The following is a 22,086-nucleotide window of genomic DNA, read 5'->3' as shown; positions in this document are numbered from 1 at the left end:
TTAATTTGGTGCGCGTGGCGTCTCAAAAAAAGAAACATTTTAGTTTCAATCTGTTCACAATCGGCTATTTTCTAACGGTTATCTGTTCTAAGACTATCTTTATACTTGAGCAATAAATCTCCATTAAGAATCTGATGCTCTTTGAATTTGAGCCACCACAACAGCAAAGGAGTTGGACCATGCAAATGCGTAAATTGGCGTTATCGTTACTGCTGATCGGTACGGCGGCTAACGTAGCCCATGCGGAAGAACTGACCGGTACGCTGAAGAAAATCAAAGACAACGGCGTGATCGTTGTCGGCCACCGCGAATCGTCAGTGCCGTTCTCCTACTACGACAACCAGCAGAAAGTGGTGGGCTACTCCCAGGACTACTCCAACCAAATCGTTGAAGCGGTTAAGAAAAAACTGAACGCCCCGGATCTGCAGGTCAAAATGCTGCCGATCACCTCTCAGAACCGTATTCCGCTGCTGCAAAACGGTACCTTTGACTTCGAGTGCGGCTCGACCACCAATAACCTTGAGCGCCAGAAACAGGCTGCCTTCTCCGACACCATCTTCGTGGTCGGTACCCGCCTGCTGGTGAAAAAAGGCTCTGACGTTAAAGATTTCAAAGATTTGGCTGGTAAACCGGTCGTAGTCACCTCCGGCACCACTTCGGAAGTGCTGCTCAATAAACTCAATGACAGCGGCAAAATGAACATGCGCATCATCAGCGCCAAAGACCACGGTGATTCATTCCGCACCCTGGAAAGTGGCCGAGCAGTCGCCTTTATGATGGATGACGCCCTGCTGGCCGGTGAACGCGCGAAAGCCAAGAAGCCGGACCAATGGGAAATCCTCGGCACGCCGCAGTCGAAAGAGGCCTACGGCTGTATGCTGCGTAAAGAGGATCCTGAGTTCAAAAAACTGGTCGATGACACCATCGCTCAGGCCCAGACTTCAGGCGAAGCTGCAAAATGGTTTGATAAGTGGTTCAAACAGCCAATCCCACCGAAGAACCTCAACATGAACTTCGAACTGTCAGACGACATGAAGCAACTGTTCAAAGAGCCTAACGACAAAGCACTGAACTAATAAAACAAAGTCCAGGGTAACCTGGTCTTGTTGATGGCTGGGACAGACAGGAATGCGGGAGGCCGTTCCCCTCCCGCATTTTCCCCTTAACGCACCACCGATGCCGCACAGACAGGTCAGCCCGACTGGCCGCGGTACTTTCGGCGTGAATAGTCATCAATCTTTAGGCGCTCTGCGCCCGCTTAACGGAGTTTGTTATGTCAATAGATTGGAACTGGGGTATCTTCCTGCAGCAGGCCCCGTTTGGGAATACCACTTACCTCGGCTGGATTTGGTCCGGCTTTCAGGTCACGGTAGCCCTCTCCGTCTGTGCATGGATTATCGCTTTCTTTGTCGGTTCGCTATTCGGTATTTTGCGTACCGTACCCAACCGCTTTCTTTCCACCCTCGGTACCTGTTACGTCGAACTGTTCCGTAACGTGCCGCTGATCGTGCAATTCTTTACCTGGTATCTGGTGATCCCGGAACTGCTGCCGGCCAATATCGGCATGTGGTTCAAAACCGAACTCGATCCTAACGTGCAGTTCTTCGTTTCCTCGATGCTGTGCCTGGGGCTGTTTACCGCCGCCCGCGTATGTGAACAGGTCCGCGCGGCCATTCAGTCACTGCCACGCGGTCAAAGAGCCGCCGGACTGGCCATGGGCCTGACGCTGCCGCAAACCTATCGCTACGTGCTGTTGCCGAACGCCTATCGGGTGATTGTGCCGCCGATGACCTCGGAAATGCTTAACCTGGTTAAAAACTCCGCCATCGCTTCCACCATCGGGCTGGTCGACATGGCTGCGCAGGCCGGCAAACTGCTGGATTACTCCGCGCATGCCTATGAATCCTTTACCGCGATTACGCTGGCCTACATCGCCATCAACGCCGTGATCATGCTGTTTATGCGACTGGTAGAGCGAAAAGTGCAGTTGCCTGGCAATCTGGGGAGTAAATAATGTACGAATTTGACTGGGCATCAATTGTCCCAAGCTTCCCTTACCTGCTGCAAGGTCTGTTGATCACGCTGAAGATCACCGTGACCGCTATCGTCTTCGGTATCCTTTGGGGCACCATTCTGGCCGTCATGCGTCTGTCGCCATTCAAGCCCATCAGCTGGTTTGCCGCGCTGTACGTCAACCTGTTCCGTTCGGTGCCGCTGGTGATGGTGCTGCTGTGGTTCTATCTGGTGGTTCCAAGCTTATTACAACAAGTTCTGGGGCTGTCGCCGAAAACCGATATTCGCCTGATCTCGGCTATGGTAGCCTTTTCCCTGTTTGAAGCGGCCTATTACTCGGAAATCATCCGCGCCGGGATTATCAGCATCTCGCGCGGCCAGTCTTCCGCCGCGTTGGCGCTGGGCATGAGCCACTGGCAGTCAATGAAACTGGTTATTTTGCCGCAGGCGTTCCGCGCCATGGTGCCACTGCTGCTGACTCAGGGCATCGTACTGTTCCAGGATACTTCTCTGGTCTACGTACTGAGCCTGGCTGACTTCTTCCGTACCGCCTCAACCATCGGCGAGCGCGACGGCACCCAGGTTGAAATGATCCTGTTCGCCGGCTTTGTCTACTTTGTTATCAGTCTCGCCGCCTCGGCGCTGGTAAGCTATTTGAAGAAAAGGACTGTTTGATGATATCCCTGAAAAATGTTTCTAAGTGGTACGGTCACTTTCAGGTTCTGACCGATTGCACCACCGAAGTCAAAAAAGGTGAGGTGGTGGTAGTCTGCGGTCCTTCAGGCTCGGGAAAATCTACCCTGATCAAAACCGTCAACGGCCTGGAGCCGATCCAGCAGGGCGATATCCTGGTGAACGGTACCCCGGTCAACAACAAGAAAACCAACCTGGCGCAGTTGCGTTCCAAGGTCGGCATGGTGTTCCAGCACTTTGAGCTGTTCCCGCACCTGTCGATCATCGACAACCTGACGCTGGCACAGGTAAAAGTGCTCAAGCGCGATAAAGCCGCCTCACGCGAGAAAGGCCTGAAGTTACTGGAACGCGTCGGCCTGACAGCTCATGCCAACAAGTTCCCCGGCCAGCTTTCCGGTGGCCAGCAGCAGCGTGTGGCTATCGCCCGTGCGCTGTGCATGGATCCTATCGCCATGCTGTTCGATGAACCCACCTCGGCGCTCGATCCGGAAATGATCAACGAAGTGCTCGACGTGATGGTCGAACTGGCGAACGAAGGCATGACCATGATGGTGGTGACCCACGAAATGGGCTTTGCCCGCAAGGTCGCCAACCGGGTGATCTTTATGGACGAAGGCAAAATTGTCGAAGACCGCAATAAAGACGACTTCTTCAACAACCCCGAGTCTGAGCGTGCCAAAGACTTCCTGGCAAAAATCCTGCACTGATTTATCTGATGCGCTCGTGCCCGTTATTAGGGAGAGCGTGCCGAAGGGGTCGTAGCAGCTTTAGCTGCCGGAGCGCCCCTCGGTGCGCTAGGCCCGGGTATCTCAGGAGAAAAAACAACGCTTGCCTCAATATGCATGCGCTCCATTCGGGGCGCATCTCCCCTCTCCCGGCACTAAAAGCGCTTGTTTCTCCCTGGTTTTGATCCGATGCTCGGAACACAACTACAAGGAGATCTCTATGCCTCGCCCTATCATTATCGATTGCGATCCCGGCCTCGACGACGCCATTGCCCTTGCTATGGCACTGAGTTCACCGGAACTTGAAGTGAAAGCCATTACCACCTCTGCCGGTAACCAGACGCCGGAGAAAACCCTGCATAACGCGCTCGGGCTGCTGACGCTGATGAAACGCGAAGACATTCCTGTCGCCGCCGGTGCTGCAGCCCCGCTAATGCGTGAGTTGGTGATTGCCGACTATGTGCATGGCAAAACCGGCATGGGCAATACCCATCTGCCAACGCCCACCATCAAGCCGGTAAAACAAAGCGCCGTCGAACTGATCGCCAGCCTGTTGCGCAGCAGCCCGCAACCCATCACTCTGGTGGTTACCGGTCCAATGACCAATATCGCCCTGCTGCTGGCTCAACACCCTGAGCTGAAAGGCAACATCGAGCGTATCGTCTTTATGGGCGGCGGCATGAACGCCGGCAACACCACCCCGGTGGCGGAATTTAATATTTTCGTCGACCCGGAAGCCGCCGAAATGGTACTCAAATCCGGCGTGCCGCTGACCATGGCGGGTCTGAACGTCACCCATCAGGCGCTGGTACTGCCGCAGGATATCGAACGAATCCGCCAGATTGACAACCCGGTCGCGCAGGCGGTAGCAGAAATGCTCGACTTCTACCTGCCGCTGTATCTCAGCCACCCGCGCGGATTGCCCGGCGCCGCGATGCACGACCCCTGCACCATCGCCTGGCTGTTGGCACCACGGCTGTTTGGCAGTATCGAACGCTGGGTAGGTGTAGAGACCAAAGGAGAGTACACCCAGGGGATGACGGTGGTGGATATCTTCGGACAAAACGGCAAAGCGGCTAACGTGGAAGTGCTGACCGATATCGATCGTGAAGGGTTTATCAATCTGCTGGCCGAACGCGTCGCGCGTTACTGACCCGCGGGGACACCAACATAGTCAGCATTCAGTTTTTTTGATTTAACTCAGCGAATTTTTACGCTATCACTGGCCCAGGCTTGCCTCTAAGATGCTTTAAACGCACAGCGAACGCTGGCAACCTTAGAGCAAGCCTGGAGATATCCGCATGAGTCGTATACTGGTCCTGAAATCAAGTATCCTGGGCGATTACTCCCAGTCTGGAAAATTAGTCGATTTTTTTGTTCAACAGTGGCGTGAAGCACACCCAAGCGACAGTTTTACCTTCCGCGATCTGGCCAACCCGACCCTGCCGGAACTGGATGGTGAAGTGATTGGCGGCTTTAGCGCCGGTGATAAGCCCTTAACGCCACATCAGCAAAAAACGCTGGCGCTTTCCGATGAGCTGATTGCCGAGCTGAAATCGCACGACACCATTATCATCAGCGCCCCAATGTACAACTTCAATATCCCGACCCAGTTGAAAATCTATTTCGACCTGGTCGCGCGTGCCGGCCAAACCTTCCGTTATACCTCCGAGGGTTCCGAAGGCCTGGTCACCGGTAAAAAAGCGATCGTCATCTCCAGCCGCGGCGGTATCCATGCCGAGACACCAACCGACCTGATCACGCCTTACCTGAAGCTGTTCCTGGGGTTCATCGGTATTACTGACGTGGAGTTCGTGTTGGCGGAAGGTTTTGCTTACGGGCCGGAAGCGGCAGAAAAAGCAGCGCAGGACAGCCGCATAGCGGTTGCGCAGAAAGTGCCTGCGACGGTATACGCCGCCCTCGCAAACCAGCCTGAACTGGCCACAGCGCCGGCCGGCGGCGGTTTCCTCAGTAACCTGATGAAAAAACTGTTCGGTTAATCACGATCTCCCTGCCCCGGCCCTTTCCGCACAGGAAAAGGCCAGGGTGCGGGAAAAATCAAGGTTCGAAAGGCCGACGCTGAAACTGGTCATGGCCACATTTCGGGCATAGCGGCAACACTTCCGGCGTGTAAAACGCCAAATGATGATGACACTGCTCGCACACCAAATTCCCCAGGCCGACCACCTCACCGCTGTGGTAAACGCCATGGTGGCTGACGTCCTTGAAAACTTCGCGCCATTCCAACTGGGTTTTGTCGGTAATGTCCGCCAGTTCCTGCCACAGGCTCTCTTTAATCACCCGCATAAAAACGCTGTCGGTAAATTCGTCCCGGCTTTCCTGGTAACTGCGCGCAAACTCTTCCAGATCGCGCCGTACCGCCAGGGTCACCTGCTCCACTTCATCGCGCGTCAGCTCACCGGCTTCGTTCAGCCGTTTTTCAGCGCTCGCCACCAGTGAATCAATATCACGTTCGCCATTTTTCAGGCGTTCGGTCAGAGATGCCACCAATTCGCGGTAGTACTGAGCAACCTTGTTCATAATCTCTCCTCGATGAACTTACGTGACAGGGCTTACCTCTTCAAAGTAGCTCTTATCATTTTAGCGGTAAATTGCTGATGTCACTTGGCAAGGCACGGGATCCTCAAGATGTGAGTCATATCATGGCGGAGATTTTTTAAATACGCCGAGTCGGGCGCTTGGTGTTGTTGCCGAGAGGTCTTATCAGCTATGCTATGCGGATCTATAAGTACTCAACAGAATGCTACGGATGTAGCTGTTTTACACCTACAGGACCACCAGCCGCCATGCAAGAGCAATACCGTCCAGAAGACATAGAATCGAACGTACAGCTTCACTGGCAAGAGAAGCAGACTTTCAAGGTTACCGAAGACGCGAGCAAGGAAAAGTATTACTGCCTATCCATGCTGCCATACCCATCAGGCCGTCTGCACATGGGGCACGTTCGTAACTACACTATCGGCGACGTGATCTCGCGCTATCAGCGCATGCTGGGTAAAAACGTACTACAGCCGATCGGCTGGGATGCGTTCGGCCTGCCGGCGGAAGGCGCCGCAGTTAAAAACAACACCGCGCCGGCCCCGTGGACCTACGACAACATCGAATACATGAAGAACCAGCTAAAACTGCTGGGCTTCGGCTACGACTGGGATCGCGAGATCGCTACCTGCGATCCGGATTACTACCGTTGGGAACAATGGTTCTTCACCAAGCTGTACGAAAAAGGCCTGGTCTACAAGAAGACCTCTGCGGTCAACTGGTGTCCGCACGATCTGACCGTGCTGGCCAACGAACAGGTTATCGACGGCTGCTGCTGGCGCTGCGACACCAAGGTCGAGCGTAAAGAAATCCCACAGTGGTTTATCAAAATCACCGATTACGCCGATCAACTGCTGAACGATCTCGATACGCTGGAAAGCTGGCCAGAGCAGGTGAAAACCATGCAGCGCAACTGGATTGGCCGTTCCGAAGGGGTGGATATCACCTTTGACGTGGCGGGCAGCGACGAGAAACTGACCGTTTACACCACCCGTCCAGACACCTTTATGGGTGCGACCTACGTGGCCGTTGCCGCGGGTCACCCATTGGCGCAACAAGGCGCGGTGAACAACCCGGCGCTGGCTGAATTTATCGAAGAATGCCGCAACACCAAAGTGGCCGAAGCCGAAATGGCAACGATGGAGAAGAAAGGCATGCCGACCGGCCTGTTCGCCATCCATCCGCTGTCCGGCGAGCAAGTGCCGGTTTGGGTCGCCAACTTCGTGCTGATGGAATACGGCACCGGCGCGGTAATGGCCGTTCCGGCTCACGACCAGCGTGACTGGGAATTCGCCACCAAATACGGTTTGCCGATCAAACCGGTAGTGCTGGCGCTCGATGGCAGCCAACCGGATGTCCAGGCAGAAGCGATGACCGAGAAAGGCACGCTGTTCAATTCCGGCGAGTTTGACGGTTTGGACCACCAGGACGGTTTCAACGCCATTGCCGACAAGCTGGTCGCCAAAGGCGTCGGCCAGCGCAAGGTTAACTACCGTCTGCGCGACTGGGGCGTTTCCCGTCAACGTTACTGGGGTGCGCCAATCCCAATGGTCACGCTGGAAGACGGCACCGTAATGCCGACCCCGGAAGACCAACTGCCGGTGATCCTGCCGGAAGACGTGGTGATGGACGGCATTACCAGCCCGATCAAGGCCGATCCCGAGTGGGCGAAAACCACCGTTAACGGCCAGCCGGCGCTGCGTGAAACCGACACCTTCGACACCTTTATGGAGTCTTCCTGGTACTACGCACGCTACACCTGCCCGCAGTACGACAAGGGCATGCTGGATCCGGCCGCCGCCAACTACTGGCTGCCGGTCGATCAGTATGTCGGTGGTATCGAACACGCCATCATGCACCTGATGTACTTCCGCTTCTTCCACAAGCTGCTGCGTGACGCGGGCCTGGTCGATTCCGACGAGCCGGCAAAACGCCTGCTGTGTCAGGGCATGGTGCTGGCAGACGCCTTCTATTACAGCGGCAACAGCGGCGAACGCGTCTGGGTTTCCCCAGCCGACGCCATCGTTGAACGCGATGACAAAGGCCGCATTATCAAAGCCACCGATCCACAAGGTCGTGAACTGGTCTATGCTGGCATGAGCAAAATGTCGAAGTCGAAAAACAACGGCATCGACCCGCAGGTGATGGTTGAGAAATACGGTGCGGATACCGTGCGTCTGTTCATGATGTTCGCCTCGCCGGCAGAAATGACGCTGGAATGGCAGGAATCCGGCGTGGAAGGGGCGAACCGCTTCCTGAAACGCGTGTGGAAACTGTCCTACGAACACCTGGAAAAAGGTGCCGTACAGCCGCTGAACGTAGCAACGCTGACGGAAGACCAGAAAGCGCTGCGCCGCGATCTGCACAAAACCATCGCCAAAGTGACCGACGATATCGGCCGTCGTCAGACCTTCAACACCGCCATTGCCGCCGTGATGGAGCTGATGAACAAGCTGGCCCGTGCTCCGCAGGAAAGCGAGCAGGATCGCGCTCTGCTGCAGGAAGCCCTGCTGGCAGTGGTCCGCATGCTGTATCCGTTCACTCCGCACGTGTGCTTCTCACTGTGGCAGGCGTTGGGCGGTGAAGGCGATGTGGACACCGCAGCCTGGCCGCAAGCCGACGAGCAGGCGATGGTCGAAGACTCCAAGCTGGTGGTAGTACAGGTCAACGGCAAGGTCCGCGCTAAAATTACTGTGGCAGCAGATGCAACCGAAGAGCAGGTGCGCGCGCGCGCCGCTGAGGAACATCTGGTCGCTAAATATCTGGACGGGGTTACGGTTCGTAAAGTGATCTATGTTCCGGGCAAATTGCTTAACCTGGTTGTGGGTTAACACAAGGAGGAATTGTGCGACAACGTATTCTGACGCTGTTGCTGGGGTTGGCGGTGCTGGTCACCGCCGGCTGCGGTTTTCACCTGCGTGGCACCACGCAGGTACCCTCGGAAATGAAAACGCTGATTCTGGACAGCTCAGACCCTTATGGTCCGCTGACCCGCGCCGTGCGTGAGCAATTACGTCTGAGCGACGTGACCATTGTCAAAGATGCAAAACGCAAGGATCTCCCTTCCCTGCGCATCATTGGCGCCACCGAAAGCCAGGATACCGCCTCTATCTTCCAGGACGGTAAAACCGCTGAGTACCAGATGGTGCTGACGGTCCAGGCACAGGTGTTGATCCCGGGTCACGATCTGTATCCGCTGAACGTGAAAGTATTCCGTTCGTTCTTCGATAACCCGCTGACCGCACTGGCAAAAGATTCCGAACAGGAAATTATTCGCCAGGAAATGCGTGAGCAGGCCGCCCAGCAACTGGTGCGTAAACTGCTGACGGTGCACGCGGCGGAAGAAGAAACGCAGCAGAAAGCCGCTGCGGCCGGTGAAAAAGCGGCCAGTCGCGTAGATCAATGATCCGTATTTACCCTGAACAACTTGCCGCGCAGCTCCGAGAGGGGCTGCGCGCTTGTTATTTATTGAGTGGCAATGAACCGCTGCTGTTGCAGGAAAGTCAGGATCTGATCCGCCAGACGGCACAGCAGCACCAGTTCACCGAGCACTACAGCATTTCGCTTGATGCCCATACCGACTGGGACGCCATTTTCAGCATCTGTCAGGCGATGAGTCTGTTCGCCAGCCGTCAGACGCTGTTGCTGATCTTCCCTGAAAACGGGCCGACCGCCCCGATAGGCGAACAGTTGATCAAGCTGGCTGCTCTGCTGCATGACGATATTTTGCTGATGCTGCGTGGGCCACGCCTCACCAAAGCTCAGGAAAACAGCGCCTGGTTCAAGGCACTCAGCCCGCATGGCGCTTACGTCAGTTGCCAGACACCGGAGCAGGCGCAGTTACCCCGCTGGGTAGCCCAGCGCGCCAAAAGCATGAAGCTGGAACTGGACGACGCGGCCAATCAGTTGCTGTGTTACTGCTATGAAGGCAACCTGCTGGCGCTGTCGCAGGCGCTGGAACGACTGTCGTTATTGCATCCGGATGGCAAGCTCACGCTGCCGCGTGTCGAGCTGGCGGTCAATGACGCCGCGCACTTCACGCCATTCCATTGGCTGGACGCCCTGCTGGCGGGTAAGAGCAAACGCGCCTGGCATATCCTGCAACAGATGCAGCAGGAAGATGTCGAGCCGGTGATCCTGCTGCGCACCCTGCAACGCGAATTGCTGCAATTGCTGAACCTGCAACGACGCATGGCGTCAGTGCCGCTGCGTACGCTGTTCGACCAGTACAAGGTCTGGCAAAACCGCCGTAACCTGGTCACCCAGGCATTGCAGCGGTTATCCGGTGCCCAGTTGCGGCAAGCGGTTCATCTGCTGACGCAGATTGAAATCACCCTTAAGCAGGATTACGGCCAGTCGGTCTGGTCGGAACTGGAAACCCTGTCGATGCTGCTGTGCGGCAAACCTCTGGCCACGAGTTTTTCCGATGCCCACTAATTCGCAAGACACCACCGTCCTGCACGCCCTGTTTGGCGGCACCTTTGACCCAATCCATTACGGCCATCTGCGCCCGGTGGAAGCGCTGGCGGCGGAGGTAGGCCTGAACCGGGTGACGCTGTTGCCGAATCATGTGCCGCCACACCGCCCTCAGCCCGAGGCTAACGCTCAGCAACGGTTGAAGATGGTTGAACTGGCGATCGCCGGCAACCCGCTGTTTGCGGTTGACGATCGCGAACTGCACCGCACCACGCCCTCCTATACCATAGAGACGCTGGAGGCCATTCGTAAAGAACGTGGCGCTGCATTGCCGCTGGCGTTTATCATTGGCCAGGACTCGCTGCTGACGCTGCACAAGTGGCACCGCTGGCAGTCGCTGCTGGATACCTGCCACCTGCTGGTGCTGGCCCGTCCGGGCTACAATGACCGAATGGACACGCCGGAACTGCAGCAGTGGCTGGAACAGCATCAGGTGACCGATGCCGCGCTGCTCAGCCGGCAGCCACAGGGCTATATCTATCTGGCCGATACGCCGCAGCTGGAAATTTCAGCCACGGAAATCCGCCAGCGTCGCCACCAGGGCCTCAACTGTGACGACCTGCTGCCGCGTTCGGTACAGCGCTATATCGAGTTACAGGGTTTATATCGCTAGCGAGAGCCGCATGATATACTGCGCCGCTATTTTTCAGGTATTCGCTGAAAACCCCGGAAACCTTAGCTGGCCGGGCAGTCACCAGCTGGCTTTCAGCGGCATCCTGCCGACTTATCATTGATTCAGGCCGCAAAACGGGCAGTTGCCCGCCGCAGTCGAATGAACAGAACACTCCCGAGGGGGAACCTTTGCAAGGTAAAGCGCTCCAAGATTTCGTCATCGATAAAATTGATGACCTGAAAGGCCAAGACATTATCGCTCTGGATGTCCAGGGTAAATCCAGCATCACCGATTGCATGATCATCTGCACCGGTACCTCTACCCGTCACGTGATGTCGATCGCCAACCACGTGGTGCAAGAATCCCGTTCTGCGGGCATGGAACTCTATGGCATGAAAGGCCAGGAAGCTTCCGACTGGATAGTGGTTGATTTGGGCGAAGTGATCGTCCACGTGATGCAAGAAGAAAGCCGTCGTCTGTATGAGCTGGAAAAACTCTGGAGCTAAGCGGTGAAACTGCAACTGGTCGCTGTCGGCACTAAAATGCCAGACTGGGTGCAGACCGGCTTTATGGATTATCTGCACCGTTTTCCGAAAGACATGCCGTTTGAGCTGACCGAAATCCCGGCGGGCAAGCGCGGCAAGAATGCCGATATCAAACGCATTCTGGAAAAGGAAGGCGAACAGATGCTGGCGGCGGTAGGCAAAGGCAATCGCATTGTCACGCTGGATATCCCCGGTACGCCGTGGGAAACGCCGCAGTTGGCGCAGCAGCTCGAACGCTGGAAGCAGGACGGCCGCAACGTCAGCCTGCTGATTGGTGGCCCGGAAGGGCTGGCCCCGGCGTGCAAGGCCGCAGCCGAACAAAGTTGGTCGCTCTCACCTTTGACATTGCCGCATCCTTTAGTGCGCGTCCTGGTGGCTGAAAGCCTCTATCGCGCCTGGAGTATTACAACAAATCATCCTTACCACCGGGAATAACCGGTGGTAACCGTGACAGAGTGAAATAAAGCAGCGGGATGAAAATAGAACGTAACCCTTTTCGCGACTATACGGCTGAATCCGCCCTGTTTGTACGCCGCGCCCTGGTGGCGTTCCTGGTCATCCTGGTGCTGACCGGCACCCTCATCGCCAATCTGTATAACCTGCAAATCGTCCGCTTTGAGGATTACCGTACCCGCTCCAACGAAAACCGCATAAAACTGGTGCCTATCGCGCCCAGCCGCGGCATTATCTACGATCGCAACGGCACCCCGCTGGCGCTCAATCGCACCATTTATCAACTGGAGCTGATGCCGGAAAAGGTCGATGACCTGAAGGCCACGCTACAGGCACTGCGTCCGGTGGTCGATCTGACCGACGAAGACATCACCAACTTCGAGAAAGAGCGTAAACGCTCACGCCGCTTCGTCTCCATTCCGGTGAAAACCGCCCTGAACGAAGTCCAGGTGGCGCGTTTTGCGGTTAACCAGTTCCGCTTCCCCGGCGTCGAGGTCAAAGGCTACCAGCGTCGCTACTATCCTTATGGCTCCGCCCTGACCCATGTCATCGGCTACGTATCGAAAATCAACGACCGCGACGTCGAACGTCTGGATAAAGACGGCAAGCTGGCCAACTACGCCGCCACGCACGATATCGGCAAGCTGGGCATCGAACGCTATTACGAAGAAACCCTGCATGGCAAAACCGGCTACGAAGAGGTTGAAGTCAACAACCGCGGCCGGGTGATCCGCCAACTGCATGAACAACCCCCTTCCGCCGGTCAGGACGTTTACCTGACGCTGGATCTCAACCTGCAACGCTATATCGAGCAGTTGCTGGTCGGCAGCCGTGCGGCCGTGGTGGTGAGCGATCCGCGCACCGGCGGCATTCTGGCGATGGTCTCTAACCCCAGCTATGATCCGAACCTGTTCGTTGATGGCATCTCCAGTAAAGACTATCAGGGGCTGCTCAACGATCCGAACCGGCCGTTGATTAACCGCGCCACGCAGGGGTTATATCCACCGGCTTCTACGGTTAAACCCTACATTGCCGTCTCGGCGCTCAGTGCCGGGGTGATCACCAAAAACACCAGCCTGTTCGATCCCGGCTGGTGGCAATTGCCCGGCTCGGAAAAACGCTTCCGCGACTGGAAAAAGTGGGGCCATGGCCGCCTGAACGTCACCAAAGCGCTGGAAGAGTCAGCGGACACCTTCTTCTATCAGGTCGCCTACGACATGGGTATCGATCGCCTGTCGACCTGGCTGACCAAGTTCGGTTACGGCGAATATACCGGCATCGATCTGTCCGAAGAACGTTCCGGCCTGATGCCGACCCGCGACTGGAAATTCAAGCGCTATAAAAAACCCTGGTATCAGGGAGACACCATTCCGGTGGGCATCGGCCAGGGCTACTGGACGGCAACGCCGATCCAGATGGCCAAGGCACTGACCACGCTGATTAACGACGGCAACGTCAAAACGCCACACCTGCTGCAGAGCACCAGAATCAATGGTGCGCTGGTGCCCTTCACCCAGGAAGAGAGCAAGCAGATCGGCGATATTCATTCAGGCTTCTGGGAAATTGCCAAAGACGGCATGTATGGTGTAGCCAACCGTCCGAACGGGACGGCGCGTAAGTACTTCTCGGATGCACCTTACAAAGCCGCGGCGAAATCGGGTACCGCACAGGTATTCGGCTACGAAACCTACAACGCCCACAAACTGGCGGAACACCTGCGTGACCATAAATTGATGACCGCCTTTGCTCCGTTCAACAATCCAACGGTATCGGTCGCCATCATTCTGGAAAACGGCGGCTCCGGTCCGGCGGTCGGGACGATCACCCGTCAGATCCTCGACCATATCTTGCTGGGCGACAACAATACGCAATTACCATCTGAAGCCCCACTGCCACCAGGCGTAGAGGGTGATTAAGGTAGAACATGACTGAAAGCCAACAAAAGGGCTCGATCTGGACCAAAATCCATATCGACCCCACATTCCTGCTATTAATTCTGGCCCTGCTGGTCTACAGCGCGTTCGTGATGTGGAGCGCCAGCGGTCAGGATATTGGCATGATGGAGCGCAAGATCGGCCAGATTGTCATGGGGCTGATAGTGATGGCCGTCATGGCGCAAATCCCGCCGCGGGTCTATGAAAGCTGGGCACCGTATTTATATATTTTCTGCGTGATCCTGCTGATACTGGTAGACGCTTTCGGCCAGATCAGTAAAGGCGCGCAGCGCTGGCTGGATCTTGGCTTCGTGCGTTTCCAGCCGTCCGAGATCGCTAAAATCGCCGTGCCGCTAATGGTGGCGCGCTTTATGAACCGTGACGTCTGCCCGCCTTCGCTAAAGAATACCGCGATTGCGCTGGTGCTGATTTTCCTGCCGACCCTGCTGGTCGCCGCGCAGCCCGATCTGGGGACTTCGATTCTGATTGCCGCCTCCGGCCTGTTCGTGCTGTTCCTGTCCGGCATGAGCTGGACACTGATCGCCGTAGCCGCCGTGCTGCTGGCGGCCTTTATCCCGGTGCTGTGGTTCTTCCTGATGCACGGCTATCAGCGCGACCGCGTGATGATGCTGTTGGATCCGGAAACCGACCCACTCGGTGCCGGTTACCATATTATTCAGTCGAAAATCGCCATCGGCTCAGGCGGCCTGTCCGGCAAGGGCTGGCTGCACGGCACTCAGTCGCAGTTGGAATTCCTGCCGGAGCGCCACACGGACTTTATCTTCGCGGTCCTGGCCGAAGAACTGGGGCTGATTGGGGTACTGGTGCTGCTGGCGCTGTACCTGCTGGTTATCATTCGTGGATTGATGATTGCCGCCAAGGCGCAAACCACCTTTGGTCGGGTGATGGTCGGTGGCCTGATGCTGATTTTGTTCGTTTATGTGTTTGTTAACATTGGTATGGTCAGTGGCATTTTGCCGGTAGTTGGCGTACCTTTGCCTCTGGTCAGTTACGGGGGTTCGGCGCTGATTGTGCTTATGGCTGGGTTCGGCATTATCATGTCGATCCACACGCATCGAAAAATGATGTCCAAGAGTTTATAAGGGGTGAGTAATGCGTAAGGAATGGCTTTGGGTCGGCGTTGTCGCGGTATTACTTTCCGCCTGTACCGCCCCGACCACGGAACAGCAAGCGCCACCGCAGCAGCCGTATAACGGCCCCGTGGTGGAGATCGGTGGCGTTGAGCCTCAATATGAACCCTATAACCCTAATAACATGCAGGATTATAAGGTTAATGGCGACACTTACCGCATCGTCAAGGATCCGCAGAACTTCTCGCAGACCGGTCTGGCCAGCTCCTACGGTGAAGAAGCCCGAGGCAATACCACCGCGCTGGGGGAACAGTTCGATCCTAATGGGTTAACCGCCGCGCACCCAACGCTGCCGATCCCAAGCTACGTACGCGTGACCAACCTGGCCAACGGCCGCCAACTGGTAGTGCGAGTAAACGATCGCGGGCCTTACACCCAGGGCCGCATTATCGATTTGTCGAAAGCCGTCGCCGACCGCCTGAACCTGTCCAACAACACCAAGGTCAAGGTTGATTTCATCAACGTGGCCCCGGACGGCACTCTAAGCGGCCCTGGCACCATTGGTACTACCGTTGCCAAACAAAGCTACGCCCTGCCCGCACGTCCGGAACTCGGCTCCAGCAACATGGGAACCCCGGTGCAACAGGATGTCCCTGTCCCCAACGGTGCCGCAGTGCACCCGATTGACAACAGCAGTTTGAACACCGGCGACAACGCCCCGGCCGCTACCACCGGCAATAGCCGCAGCGGTTTCCTGGGTGCGCCAAGCGCCGTACCGGCCGGCGTGCTGGAAGGCTCAGAGCCTGAACCTGCCGTCAGTGCCGCAGCCATTGCCGCACCGGTCGCGGCCTCCGCCGCCGTTGCCGCCAATGCTTCTGCTGGTGGTAGCTACGTGGTGCAGGTCGGCGCACTGAGCAGTGCCGAACGCGCGCAGAGCTGGCAACAAAGCCTGAGCCAAAAGTTTGGCGTACCGGGTAAAGTGGCCGCCAGCGGCAGCGTCTATCGCGTACAGCTGGGCCCGTTCAGCAGCCGTCAGCAAGCCGCCGAACTGCAGCAGCGTCTGGCCAGCGAAGCGCAGCAACAATCTTTTGTCACTGCCGCACCTTAAAACAAATATCCGGCAGGCGAACGCGGTTGATAAGCGTTCCTTTAGCTGAAACATTTTCTTTCAGCTAAAGCCAATAAAGCGCGATTAGTCAGAGCATTGGCTAATGCCTGCCGGGATCTCATCTGTTATAGTGTGGCTCGTTTTTAATTTTACCCTCATGGATGTTGTAGTCTCGATCATGAAACAAGTAACTTCTTTTCGCTTAATCAAGAGCATAGCGCTCGGCACCGTTATCGCGATGAGTGCAACCTCCGTTGCGCATGCCGATGACGTTAATATCAAGACCATGATCCCAGGGGTACCGCAAATCGATGCGGAATCCTACGTCCTGATTGATTACAACTCCGGTAAAGTTTTGGCGGAAATGAACGCCGATGCCCGCCGCGATCCAGCCAGTCTGACCAAAATGATGACCAGCTACGTCATCGGCCAGGCGCTGAAAGCAGGTAAAATCGGCCAGGAAGACATGGTTACCGTGGGGCAAGACGCCTGGGCTACCGGCAACCCGGTATTCAAGGGTTCTTCGCTGATGTTCCTCAAGCCAGGCGACCGCGTACCGGTCTCCAAGCTGACCCGCGGCATCAACCTGCAATCCGGTAATGATGCCTGCGTGGCGATGGCCGACTACGTAGCCGGCAGCCAGGACGCGTTCGTTAACCTGATGAACACCTACGTCAGCAAGCTGGGCCTGCAGAATACCCACTTCCAGACGGTACACGGCCTGGATGCACAGGGTCAGTACAGTTCGGCGCGCGATATGGCGTTGATCGGCCAGGCGCTGATCCGCGACGTGCCGGACGAATATGCGATTTATAAAGAAAAAGAGTTCACCTTCAACAATATCCGCCAGATGAACCGTAACGGTCTGCTGTGGGATACCAGCCTGAACGTGGACGGCATCAAAACCGGTCATACCGATGCGGCAGGCTACAACCTGGTCGCTTCTGCGACCGAAGGCCAGATGCGTTTGATCTCTGCGGTGTTGGGCGGTCGTACTTATAAAGGCCGTGAAACCGAGAGCAAGAAACTGCTGACCTGGGGCTTCCGCTTCTTCGAAACCGTTGCGCCACTGAAAGTGGGCAAAGAGTTTGCGTCTGAACCCGTCTGGTTCGGCGATGCGGATCGCGTTGAGTTGGGCGTAGACAAAGACGTTTACCTGACCATCCCACGCGGCCGGATGAAAGATCTCAAAGCCAGCTACGTACTGAACACGCCGGAAATTCATGCACCACTGGCGAAAAACCAGGTTGTCGGCAGCATCAACTTCCAGCTCGATGGCAAAACCATCGATCAGCGCCCACTGGTGGTGATGAACGAAGTGAAAGAAGGCGGTTTCTTCAGCCGTATCGTGGATTACATCAAACTGATGTTCCATCACTGGTTCGGTTAACAGTTGAAATGGGCGAAATCGCCCCCATATACTGATTAACATTAACTCCCGCTCCGGCGGGAGTTATAATTTATAGAATCGCTATACCGATAGCCGCACTCTGGAGCGCACATGAAAACTAAACTGAACGAACTGCTCGAATTCCCTTGCTCATTTACCTACAAAGTAATGGGCCTGGCACAACCCGAGCTGGTGGACCAGGTGGTTGAAGTGGTGCAGCGCCATGCTCCCGGGGACTACAACCCACAGGTTAAACCTAGCAGCAAAGGCAATTACCACTCCGTGTCCATCACCATCACCGCCACCCATATCGATCAGGTGGAAACCTTATATGATGAGTTGGGCAACATTGAAATTGTCCGCATGGTTCTGTAATTACAGCACAAAACCCTGCTTTTCAGCCCGGGCCAGAGCATCCTCTGCCCGGGTTGCGCATTTTTGGTCAGCGAAATGCTGGCCGCGGGCCAGAGCGCCCGGTATAATGGCGACACCACTTCTGTAACCTGACGATGACTCTTTTGCAACCAGACAAGATCATTTTGCGTCAGCTGGGGTTGCAGCCCTATGAGCCTGTATCCCAAGCCATGCACAACTTCACCGATCGCCGAACCGAAACCACGCCCGATGAGCTGTGGCTGGTTCAGCATCAGCCCGTATTTACCCAGGGCCAGGCCGGTAAAGCAGAGCATCTGTTAATGCCGGGCGACATTCCGGTTGTCCAGAGCGATCGCGGTGGCCAGGTAACCTATCATGGGCCGGGTCAGCAGGTGATGTACGTGATGATCGATCTGAAACGCAACAAGGTTGGCGTTCGCCAACTGGTCACGGCTATCGAAGATACCGTTATTAACACCCTCGCCCACTTTCACATTGAATCGCGCGCCCGTCCGGATGCGCCCGGTGTTTACGTGGGGGAGCAAAAAATCTGTTCGTTGGGTTTGCGGATCCGTAAAGGCAGTTCATTCCACGGCCTGGCCCTGAATGTGGCCATGGATCTCAGCCCCTTCCAGCGTATCAACCCTTGCGGTTACGCCGGCATGCAGATGGCGCAGGTCAGCGCGCTGGCACCCGGTGTTGGCATAGAAGACGTACACCCAGTCCTGGTACAGGAATTTGTTCATTTACTCGGCTACCCGAAGGTCGAGCTTCGTAACTGGAACCTGCACGATTATGAGTAAACCAATTCAGATGGAACGCGGCGTCAAATACCGCGATGCAGACAAAATGGCGTTGATCCCGGTTAAAACGGTGGTCACTGAACGGCAGGAGCTGTTACGTAAACCCGAGTGGATGAAAATCAAACTTCCTGCCGACTCTACGCGTATTCAGGGCATTAAAGCCGCAATGCGTAAAAACGGTCTGCATTCGGTGTGCGAAGAAGCTTCCTGTCCGAACCTCTCTGAGTGCTTCAACCACGGCACCGCCACCTTTATGATCCTCGGTGCCATCTGTACCCGCCGCTGCCCATTCTGCGACGTGGCCCACGGCCGCCCGGTGGCACCAGATGCCAACGAGCCGGAAAAACTGGCTCAGACCATCGCCGATATGGGTCTGCGTTACGTAGTGATCACCTCGGTTGACCGCGATGACCTGCGTGACGGTGGTGCCCAGCACTTTGCCGACTGCATCGCGGCTATCCGCGCTAAAAACCCGACCATCAAGATTGAAACGCTGGTACCGGACTTCCGCGGCCGTATGGATCGTGCGCTGGAAATCCTGACCGAAACGCCACCGGATGTGTTCAACCACAATCTGGAAAACGTACCGCGCGTCTACCGTCAGGTTCGTCCGGGCGCTAACTACGAGTGGTCATTGAAGCTGCTGGAGCGGTTTAAAGAAGCGCATCCGCACATCCCAACCAAGTCTGGCCTGATGGTCGGTCTGGGGGAAACCAATGCGGAAATCGTTGAAGTGATGCGCGATCTGCGTCGCCATGGCGTCACCATGCTGACTCTGGGCCAGTACCTGCAGCCAAGCCGCCATCACCTGCCGGTACAGCGTTACGTCAGCCCGGCCGAGTTCGATGAGATGAAAGAAGAAGCGATGGCAATGGGCTTCACCCATGCTGCTTGCGGTCCGTTTGTCCGTTCTTCCTACCATGCCGATTTGCAGGCAAAAGGGATGGAAGTTAAGTAATTCTGGTAATGGATTGTTACCATTAAAGTGACAGACACGGCAAAAAACGGATGACCTTGCGGCATCCGTTTTTTATTGCCCGTCAGAAAGCGGAATTAAACGTCTTTCTTTTCGACGCTCTGCGGGTTGGACTGACTTTCTGCCGTATTTGCCGCTGGCGGAGTCGTATCGTCACCCACCGCCTTTTTGAAACCCTTCAGCGCAGCACCCAAGTCCGCGCCCAAAGTACGCAGTTTGCTGGTACCGAACAGCAAGATGATCAACACCGCAATCACCAGAAGTTTGGTAATACTGATCCCTTCCATACTCACCTTCTTATTCATATAGCGCTGCGGATGCAGCGAGAAAACAAACCTTGCCTGAGGATATTTACCTACTTTCCCAGATTCAAAACAACAGCAACATGTAACAGAGTAAGATCCCACGCCAATATGCAACTTTAAATCGGCTGGTTACGCTTCAGACTATTCTGAGTTTTTAACCCGCATGATACGCTGTTCCCCTGCTCATCATGGAGTTGCCGGATGTATACGCCATCAGTGATTGATACCAGACGTTCCGGCCTTAGCTTCGCCAGACGCACTTATCTGCCACGTATCGTCGGCCTGGGGATCGGTTTTATCTGCGTGTTCTCAGTATTCTATACGCAAAAAACCTCATACTGGGTCTGGGGCCTGCTGATTTTCCATGGTTTTATCTGGCCACACCTTGCCTATCAATGGGCGCGCCGTTCCGCCATGCCCTTCAAGGCTGAAATTCGCAACCTGCTGATCGATTCATTTTTCGGCGGGCTGTGGGTAGCCATGATGGCATTCAATGCCTTACCGTCAGTCGTTATCCTGTCGATGATGGGCATGAATAACATGGCTTCTGCCGGCAAATCTCTGTTCTTTAAAGGGTTGGCCGTACAAGTACTCAGCACCCTGGCAATTAGCGCTCTGCTGGGCTTCCCTTTCCAACCGCAAAGCACACCGCTGCAGATCTATCTGTGCCTGCCGATGATCTATTTCTACCCTATCCTATTGGGATTAGTGACCTACCGCACCGCCAAACGGCTGGCGGAAAAAAAACAGGAGTTGTTGCGCATCAGCATGCGCGACGGCCTGACCGGGCTGTACAACCGCCGCCATTGGGAACATTTGCTGCATCACCAATTTGACAGCTGCCGCCGCTATCAGCACAGCGCGACCCTGATCCTGATGGATATCGATCGCTTTAAGACCATTAACGACACCTTCGGCCATGCGCTGGGTGACGAGGCGCTGGCGGTACTGGCAGAGGAATTGCTAATCGGTTTGCGCGCCGTGGATATTGTCGGGCGCTACGGTGGCGACGAATTTGGGGCCGTGTTGCCCAACACCAGCGCCGAACAGGCCAGCATAGCGCTGTTGCGCATTCAGGAACGGTTGAACGAGATTGTTTTCCGCGAAGCGCCGCAGTTACGGCTGAACATCAGCGCCGGCATTGCGGATTATCACGGCGACATGAGCAGCTATCTGGACTGGTTAAAAGCCGCCGACAACGCGCTGTACCGGGCGAAGAACAACGGTCGCAATCGCCTGGAGCTGGCGGTACCTGGCCACTGAGACCGGAGGAACAATTTCAGTTTCCAGTCACTTTTGATGCTACAAAATAGGCAGCGCCGGGTGTAAGATCCCGTCTGCGCGGCAAACAGCGGCGTCGAACGACGGAGATGACATTCCTCCTTAACCGCCTTCACGGGCTGATGATGTCTACGTAACCTCTCGGAGAGGTGCGTAGCATTGCGCCTGAACCTTTCTGAGCTTGTCCCCCATTTAATGAAAGGCATTTTCGACCATGTTGAGTTCTTTACTGGCAGTTTTTATTGGCGGCGGTATGGGTAGCGTTCTGCGCTGGGCCATAAGCATGAAGATGAATCCGCTTAACGCGCACATCCCGTTGGGGACGCTGGCAGTCAATCTGCTGGGCGGCTTTATTATCGGTTTGGCTATCGCCATCTTCACCCGTTTGACGCACCTGGATCCCACCTGGAAGTTGCTGATCACCACCGGTTTTTGCGGTGGGTTAACCACCTTTTCCACCTTCTCTCTGGAGGTAGTGTATTTGCTGCAAGATGGGCGTTTCATGTGGGCGTTGGCCAATATGCTGCTTAATTTGGCCGGCTCGCTGGTGATGACCCTGCTGGCGTTTATGCTGGTGGTGTGGATTAACGGCCAATAATTTAATTTCGGCGTCTTAATGTTTCCTTAATCTGCCCTGAGCATAATCTCATCCAGTACCCCCACTGGATGAGAACTCAGATGTTTAGCCTGCCAAAAACGCCCGCTGAAGTGGCCGCCACCCTGCTGTGCCTGCTGATTGTTGGTGC

23 protein-coding genes and 1 riboswitch are annotated in these 22,086 nt (G+C 55.7%); of the genes, 21 read left to right on the top strand and 2 right to left on the bottom strand.

What is annotated here, in order from left to right:
• Positions 1 to 179: 179 nt before the first annotated feature.
• The 6 genes from ACSOSI_RS06185 (at position 180) to ACSOSI_RS06160 (ending at position 5,431) form a co-directional block, all read left to right on the top strand.
• Complete coding sequence (locus ACSOSI_RS06185) at positions 180 to 1,076, top strand: amino acid ABC transporter substrate-binding protein (protein ID WP_017891918.1); 897 nt, start codon at positions 180 to 182, stop codon at positions 1,074 to 1,076.
• Positions 1,077 to 1,273: 197 nt separating this feature from the next.
• Complete coding sequence (locus tag ACSOSI_RS06180) at positions 1,274 to 2,014, top strand: amino acid ABC transporter permease (RefSeq protein WP_017891917.1); 741 nt, start codon at positions 1,274 to 1,276, stop codon at positions 2,012 to 2,014.
• Positions 2,014 to 2,688, top strand: coding sequence for a glutamate/aspartate ABC transporter permease GltK (gene gltK, locus ACSOSI_RS06175; RefSeq protein ID WP_012005649.1), 675 nt, complete (start codon positions 2,014 to 2,016; stop codon positions 2,686 to 2,688). The genes ACSOSI_RS06180 and gltK overlap by 1 nt, the downstream gene beginning before the upstream one ends.
• Positions 2,688 to 3,413, top strand: a complete 726-nt coding sequence (locus ACSOSI_RS06170) for an amino acid ABC transporter ATP-binding protein (protein WP_012005648.1) — start codon at positions 2,688 to 2,690, stop codon at positions 3,411 to 3,413. The genes gltK and ACSOSI_RS06170 overlap by 1 nt, the downstream gene beginning before the upstream one ends.
• 238 nt (positions 3,414 to 3,651) lie before the next feature.
• A complete protein-coding gene (gene rihA, locus ACSOSI_RS06165) occupies positions 3,652 to 4,584 on the top strand; it encodes a pyrimidine-specific ribonucleoside hydrolase RihA (RefSeq protein WP_017891916.1) in 933 nt (310 codons plus the stop codon).
• Between the two features lie 148 nt (positions 4,585 to 4,732).
• Positions 4,733 to 5,431 (top strand): FMN-dependent NADH-azoreductase, encoded by a 699-nt coding sequence (locus ACSOSI_RS06160; RefSeq protein ID WP_411227623.1) that lies wholly within the window; start codon positions 4,733 to 4,735, stop codon positions 5,429 to 5,431.
• Positions 5,432 to 5,489: 58 nt separating this feature from the next.
• Here the strand turns inward: ACSOSI_RS06160 and ACSOSI_RS06155 are convergent, their stop codons facing one another.
• On the bottom strand, positions 5,490 to 5,972 hold the full coding sequence (locus ACSOSI_RS06155; RefSeq protein WP_012005645.1) for a zinc ribbon-containing protein: 483 nt from the start codon (positions 5,970 to 5,972) through the stop codon (positions 5,490 to 5,492).
• 266 nt (positions 5,973 to 6,238) lie between these two features.
• Here ACSOSI_RS06155 and leuS point away from each other — a divergent pair, with 266 nt between their 5' ends.
• From leuS to lipA, 13 genes are all read left to right on the top strand, one after another.
• Positions 6,239 to 8,821 (top strand): leucine--tRNA ligase, encoded by a 2,583-nt coding sequence (gene leuS, locus ACSOSI_RS06150; RefSeq protein WP_012005644.1) that lies wholly within the window; start codon positions 6,239 to 6,241, stop codon positions 8,819 to 8,821.
• 14 nt (positions 8,822 to 8,835) lie between these two features.
• Positions 8,836 to 9,396 (top strand): LPS assembly lipoprotein LptE, encoded by a 561-nt coding sequence (lptE, locus tag ACSOSI_RS06145; RefSeq protein WP_012005643.1) that lies wholly within the window; start codon positions 8,836 to 8,838, stop codon positions 9,394 to 9,396.
• On the top strand, positions 9,393 to 10,427 hold the full coding sequence (gene holA, locus ACSOSI_RS06140) for a DNA polymerase III subunit delta (protein WP_261098970.1): 1,035 nt from the start codon (positions 9,393 to 9,395) through the stop codon (positions 10,425 to 10,427). Before lptE ends, holA begins: the two co-directional genes overlap by 4 nt.
• Positions 10,417 to 11,079, top strand: coding sequence for a nicotinate-nucleotide adenylyltransferase (gene nadD / locus ACSOSI_RS06135; protein ID WP_174353226.1), 663 nt, complete (start codon positions 10,417 to 10,419; stop codon positions 11,077 to 11,079). Before holA ends, nadD begins: the two co-directional genes overlap by 11 nt.
• 188 nt (positions 11,080 to 11,267) lie before the next feature.
• Positions 11,268 to 11,585, top strand: a complete 318-nt coding sequence (gene rsfS / locus ACSOSI_RS06130; RefSeq protein ID WP_012005640.1) for a ribosome silencing factor — start codon at positions 11,268 to 11,270, stop codon at positions 11,583 to 11,585.
• 3 nt (positions 11,586 to 11,588) lie between these two features.
• A complete protein-coding gene (rlmH, locus tag ACSOSI_RS06125; protein ID WP_004949595.1) occupies positions 11,589 to 12,059 on the top strand; it encodes a 23S rRNA (pseudouridine(1915)-N(3))-methyltransferase RlmH in 471 nt (156 codons plus the stop codon).
• Between the two features lie 38 nt (positions 12,060 to 12,097).
• Positions 12,098 to 13,993 carry a peptidoglycan DD-transpeptidase MrdA gene (gene mrdA, locus ACSOSI_RS06120; protein ID WP_126501370.1) on the top strand — a complete coding sequence of 632 codons (1,896 nt, stop codon included), beginning with the start codon at positions 12,098 to 12,100 and terminating at the stop codon, positions 13,991 to 13,993.
• A gap of 8 nt (positions 13,994 to 14,001) precedes the next feature.
• Entirely contained in the window at positions 14,002 to 15,114 is a 1,113-nt protein-coding gene (gene mrdB / locus ACSOSI_RS06115) for a peptidoglycan glycosyltransferase MrdB (RefSeq protein ID WP_476706709.1), read from the top strand.
• Between the two features lie 10 nt (positions 15,115 to 15,124).
• The gene (rlpA, locus tag ACSOSI_RS06110) at positions 15,125 to 16,210 is read left to right on the top strand and encodes an endolytic peptidoglycan transglycosylase RlpA (protein ID WP_012005637.1); all 1,086 of its coding nucleotides are present in this window, start codon (positions 15,125 to 15,127) and stop codon (positions 16,208 to 16,210) included.
• A 178-nt stretch (positions 16,211 to 16,388) separates the two neighbouring features.
• Complete coding sequence (gene dacA / locus ACSOSI_RS06105) at positions 16,389 to 17,600, top strand: D-alanyl-D-alanine carboxypeptidase DacA (protein ID WP_017891907.1); 1,212 nt, start codon at positions 16,389 to 16,391, stop codon at positions 17,598 to 17,600.
• 111 nt (positions 17,601 to 17,711) lie between these two features.
• On the top strand, positions 17,712 to 17,975 hold the full coding sequence (gene ybeD, locus ACSOSI_RS06100; protein ID WP_009636895.1) for a DUF493 family protein YbeD: 264 nt from the start codon (positions 17,712 to 17,714) through the stop codon (positions 17,973 to 17,975).
• Positions 17,976 to 18,109: 134 nt separating this feature from the next.
• Positions 18,110 to 18,778, top strand: a complete 669-nt coding sequence (gene lipB / locus ACSOSI_RS06095; protein WP_012005635.1) for a lipoyl(octanoyl) transferase LipB — start codon at positions 18,110 to 18,112, stop codon at positions 18,776 to 18,778.
• A complete protein-coding gene (gene lipA / locus ACSOSI_RS06090) occupies positions 18,771 to 19,736 on the top strand; it encodes a lipoyl synthase (RefSeq protein ID WP_012005634.1) in 966 nt (321 codons plus the stop codon). Before lipB ends, lipA begins: the two co-directional genes overlap by 8 nt.
• Before the next feature lie 95 nt (positions 19,737 to 19,831).
• Here the strand turns inward: lipA and tatA are convergent, their stop codons facing one another.
• Positions 19,832 to 20,041 carry a Sec-independent protein translocase subunit TatA gene (gene tatA / locus ACSOSI_RS06085; protein ID WP_012005633.1) on the bottom strand — a complete coding sequence of 70 codons (210 nt, stop codon included), beginning with the start codon at positions 20,039 to 20,041 and terminating at the stop codon, positions 19,832 to 19,834.
• A 219-nt stretch (positions 20,042 to 20,260) separates the two neighbouring features.
• Between tatA and ACSOSI_RS06080 the strand changes: the two genes are divergently transcribed.
• Positions 20,261 to 21,322, top strand: coding sequence for a diguanylate cyclase (locus tag ACSOSI_RS06080; protein ID WP_476706708.1), 1,062 nt, complete (start codon positions 20,261 to 20,263; stop codon positions 21,320 to 21,322).
• A gap of 94 nt (positions 21,323 to 21,416) precedes the next feature.
• Positions 21,417 to 21,479: riboswitch (Fluoride riboswitch) on the top strand.
• A 75-nt stretch (positions 21,480 to 21,554) separates the two neighbouring features.
• Positions 21,555 to 21,938: a fluoride efflux transporter CrcB gene (gene crcB, locus ACSOSI_RS06075; protein ID WP_261138296.1), complete on the top strand. Its 384-nt coding sequence runs from the start codon at positions 21,555 to 21,557 to the stop codon at positions 21,936 to 21,938.
• Positions 21,939 to 22,086: the final 148 nt, after the last annotated feature.

It is taken from the genome of Serratia sp. AR11 (genome assembly GCF_056376275.1).
Note: the sequence above shows the minus strand (reverse complement) of the source record. Positions and strands in the feature narration are given on the sequence as shown.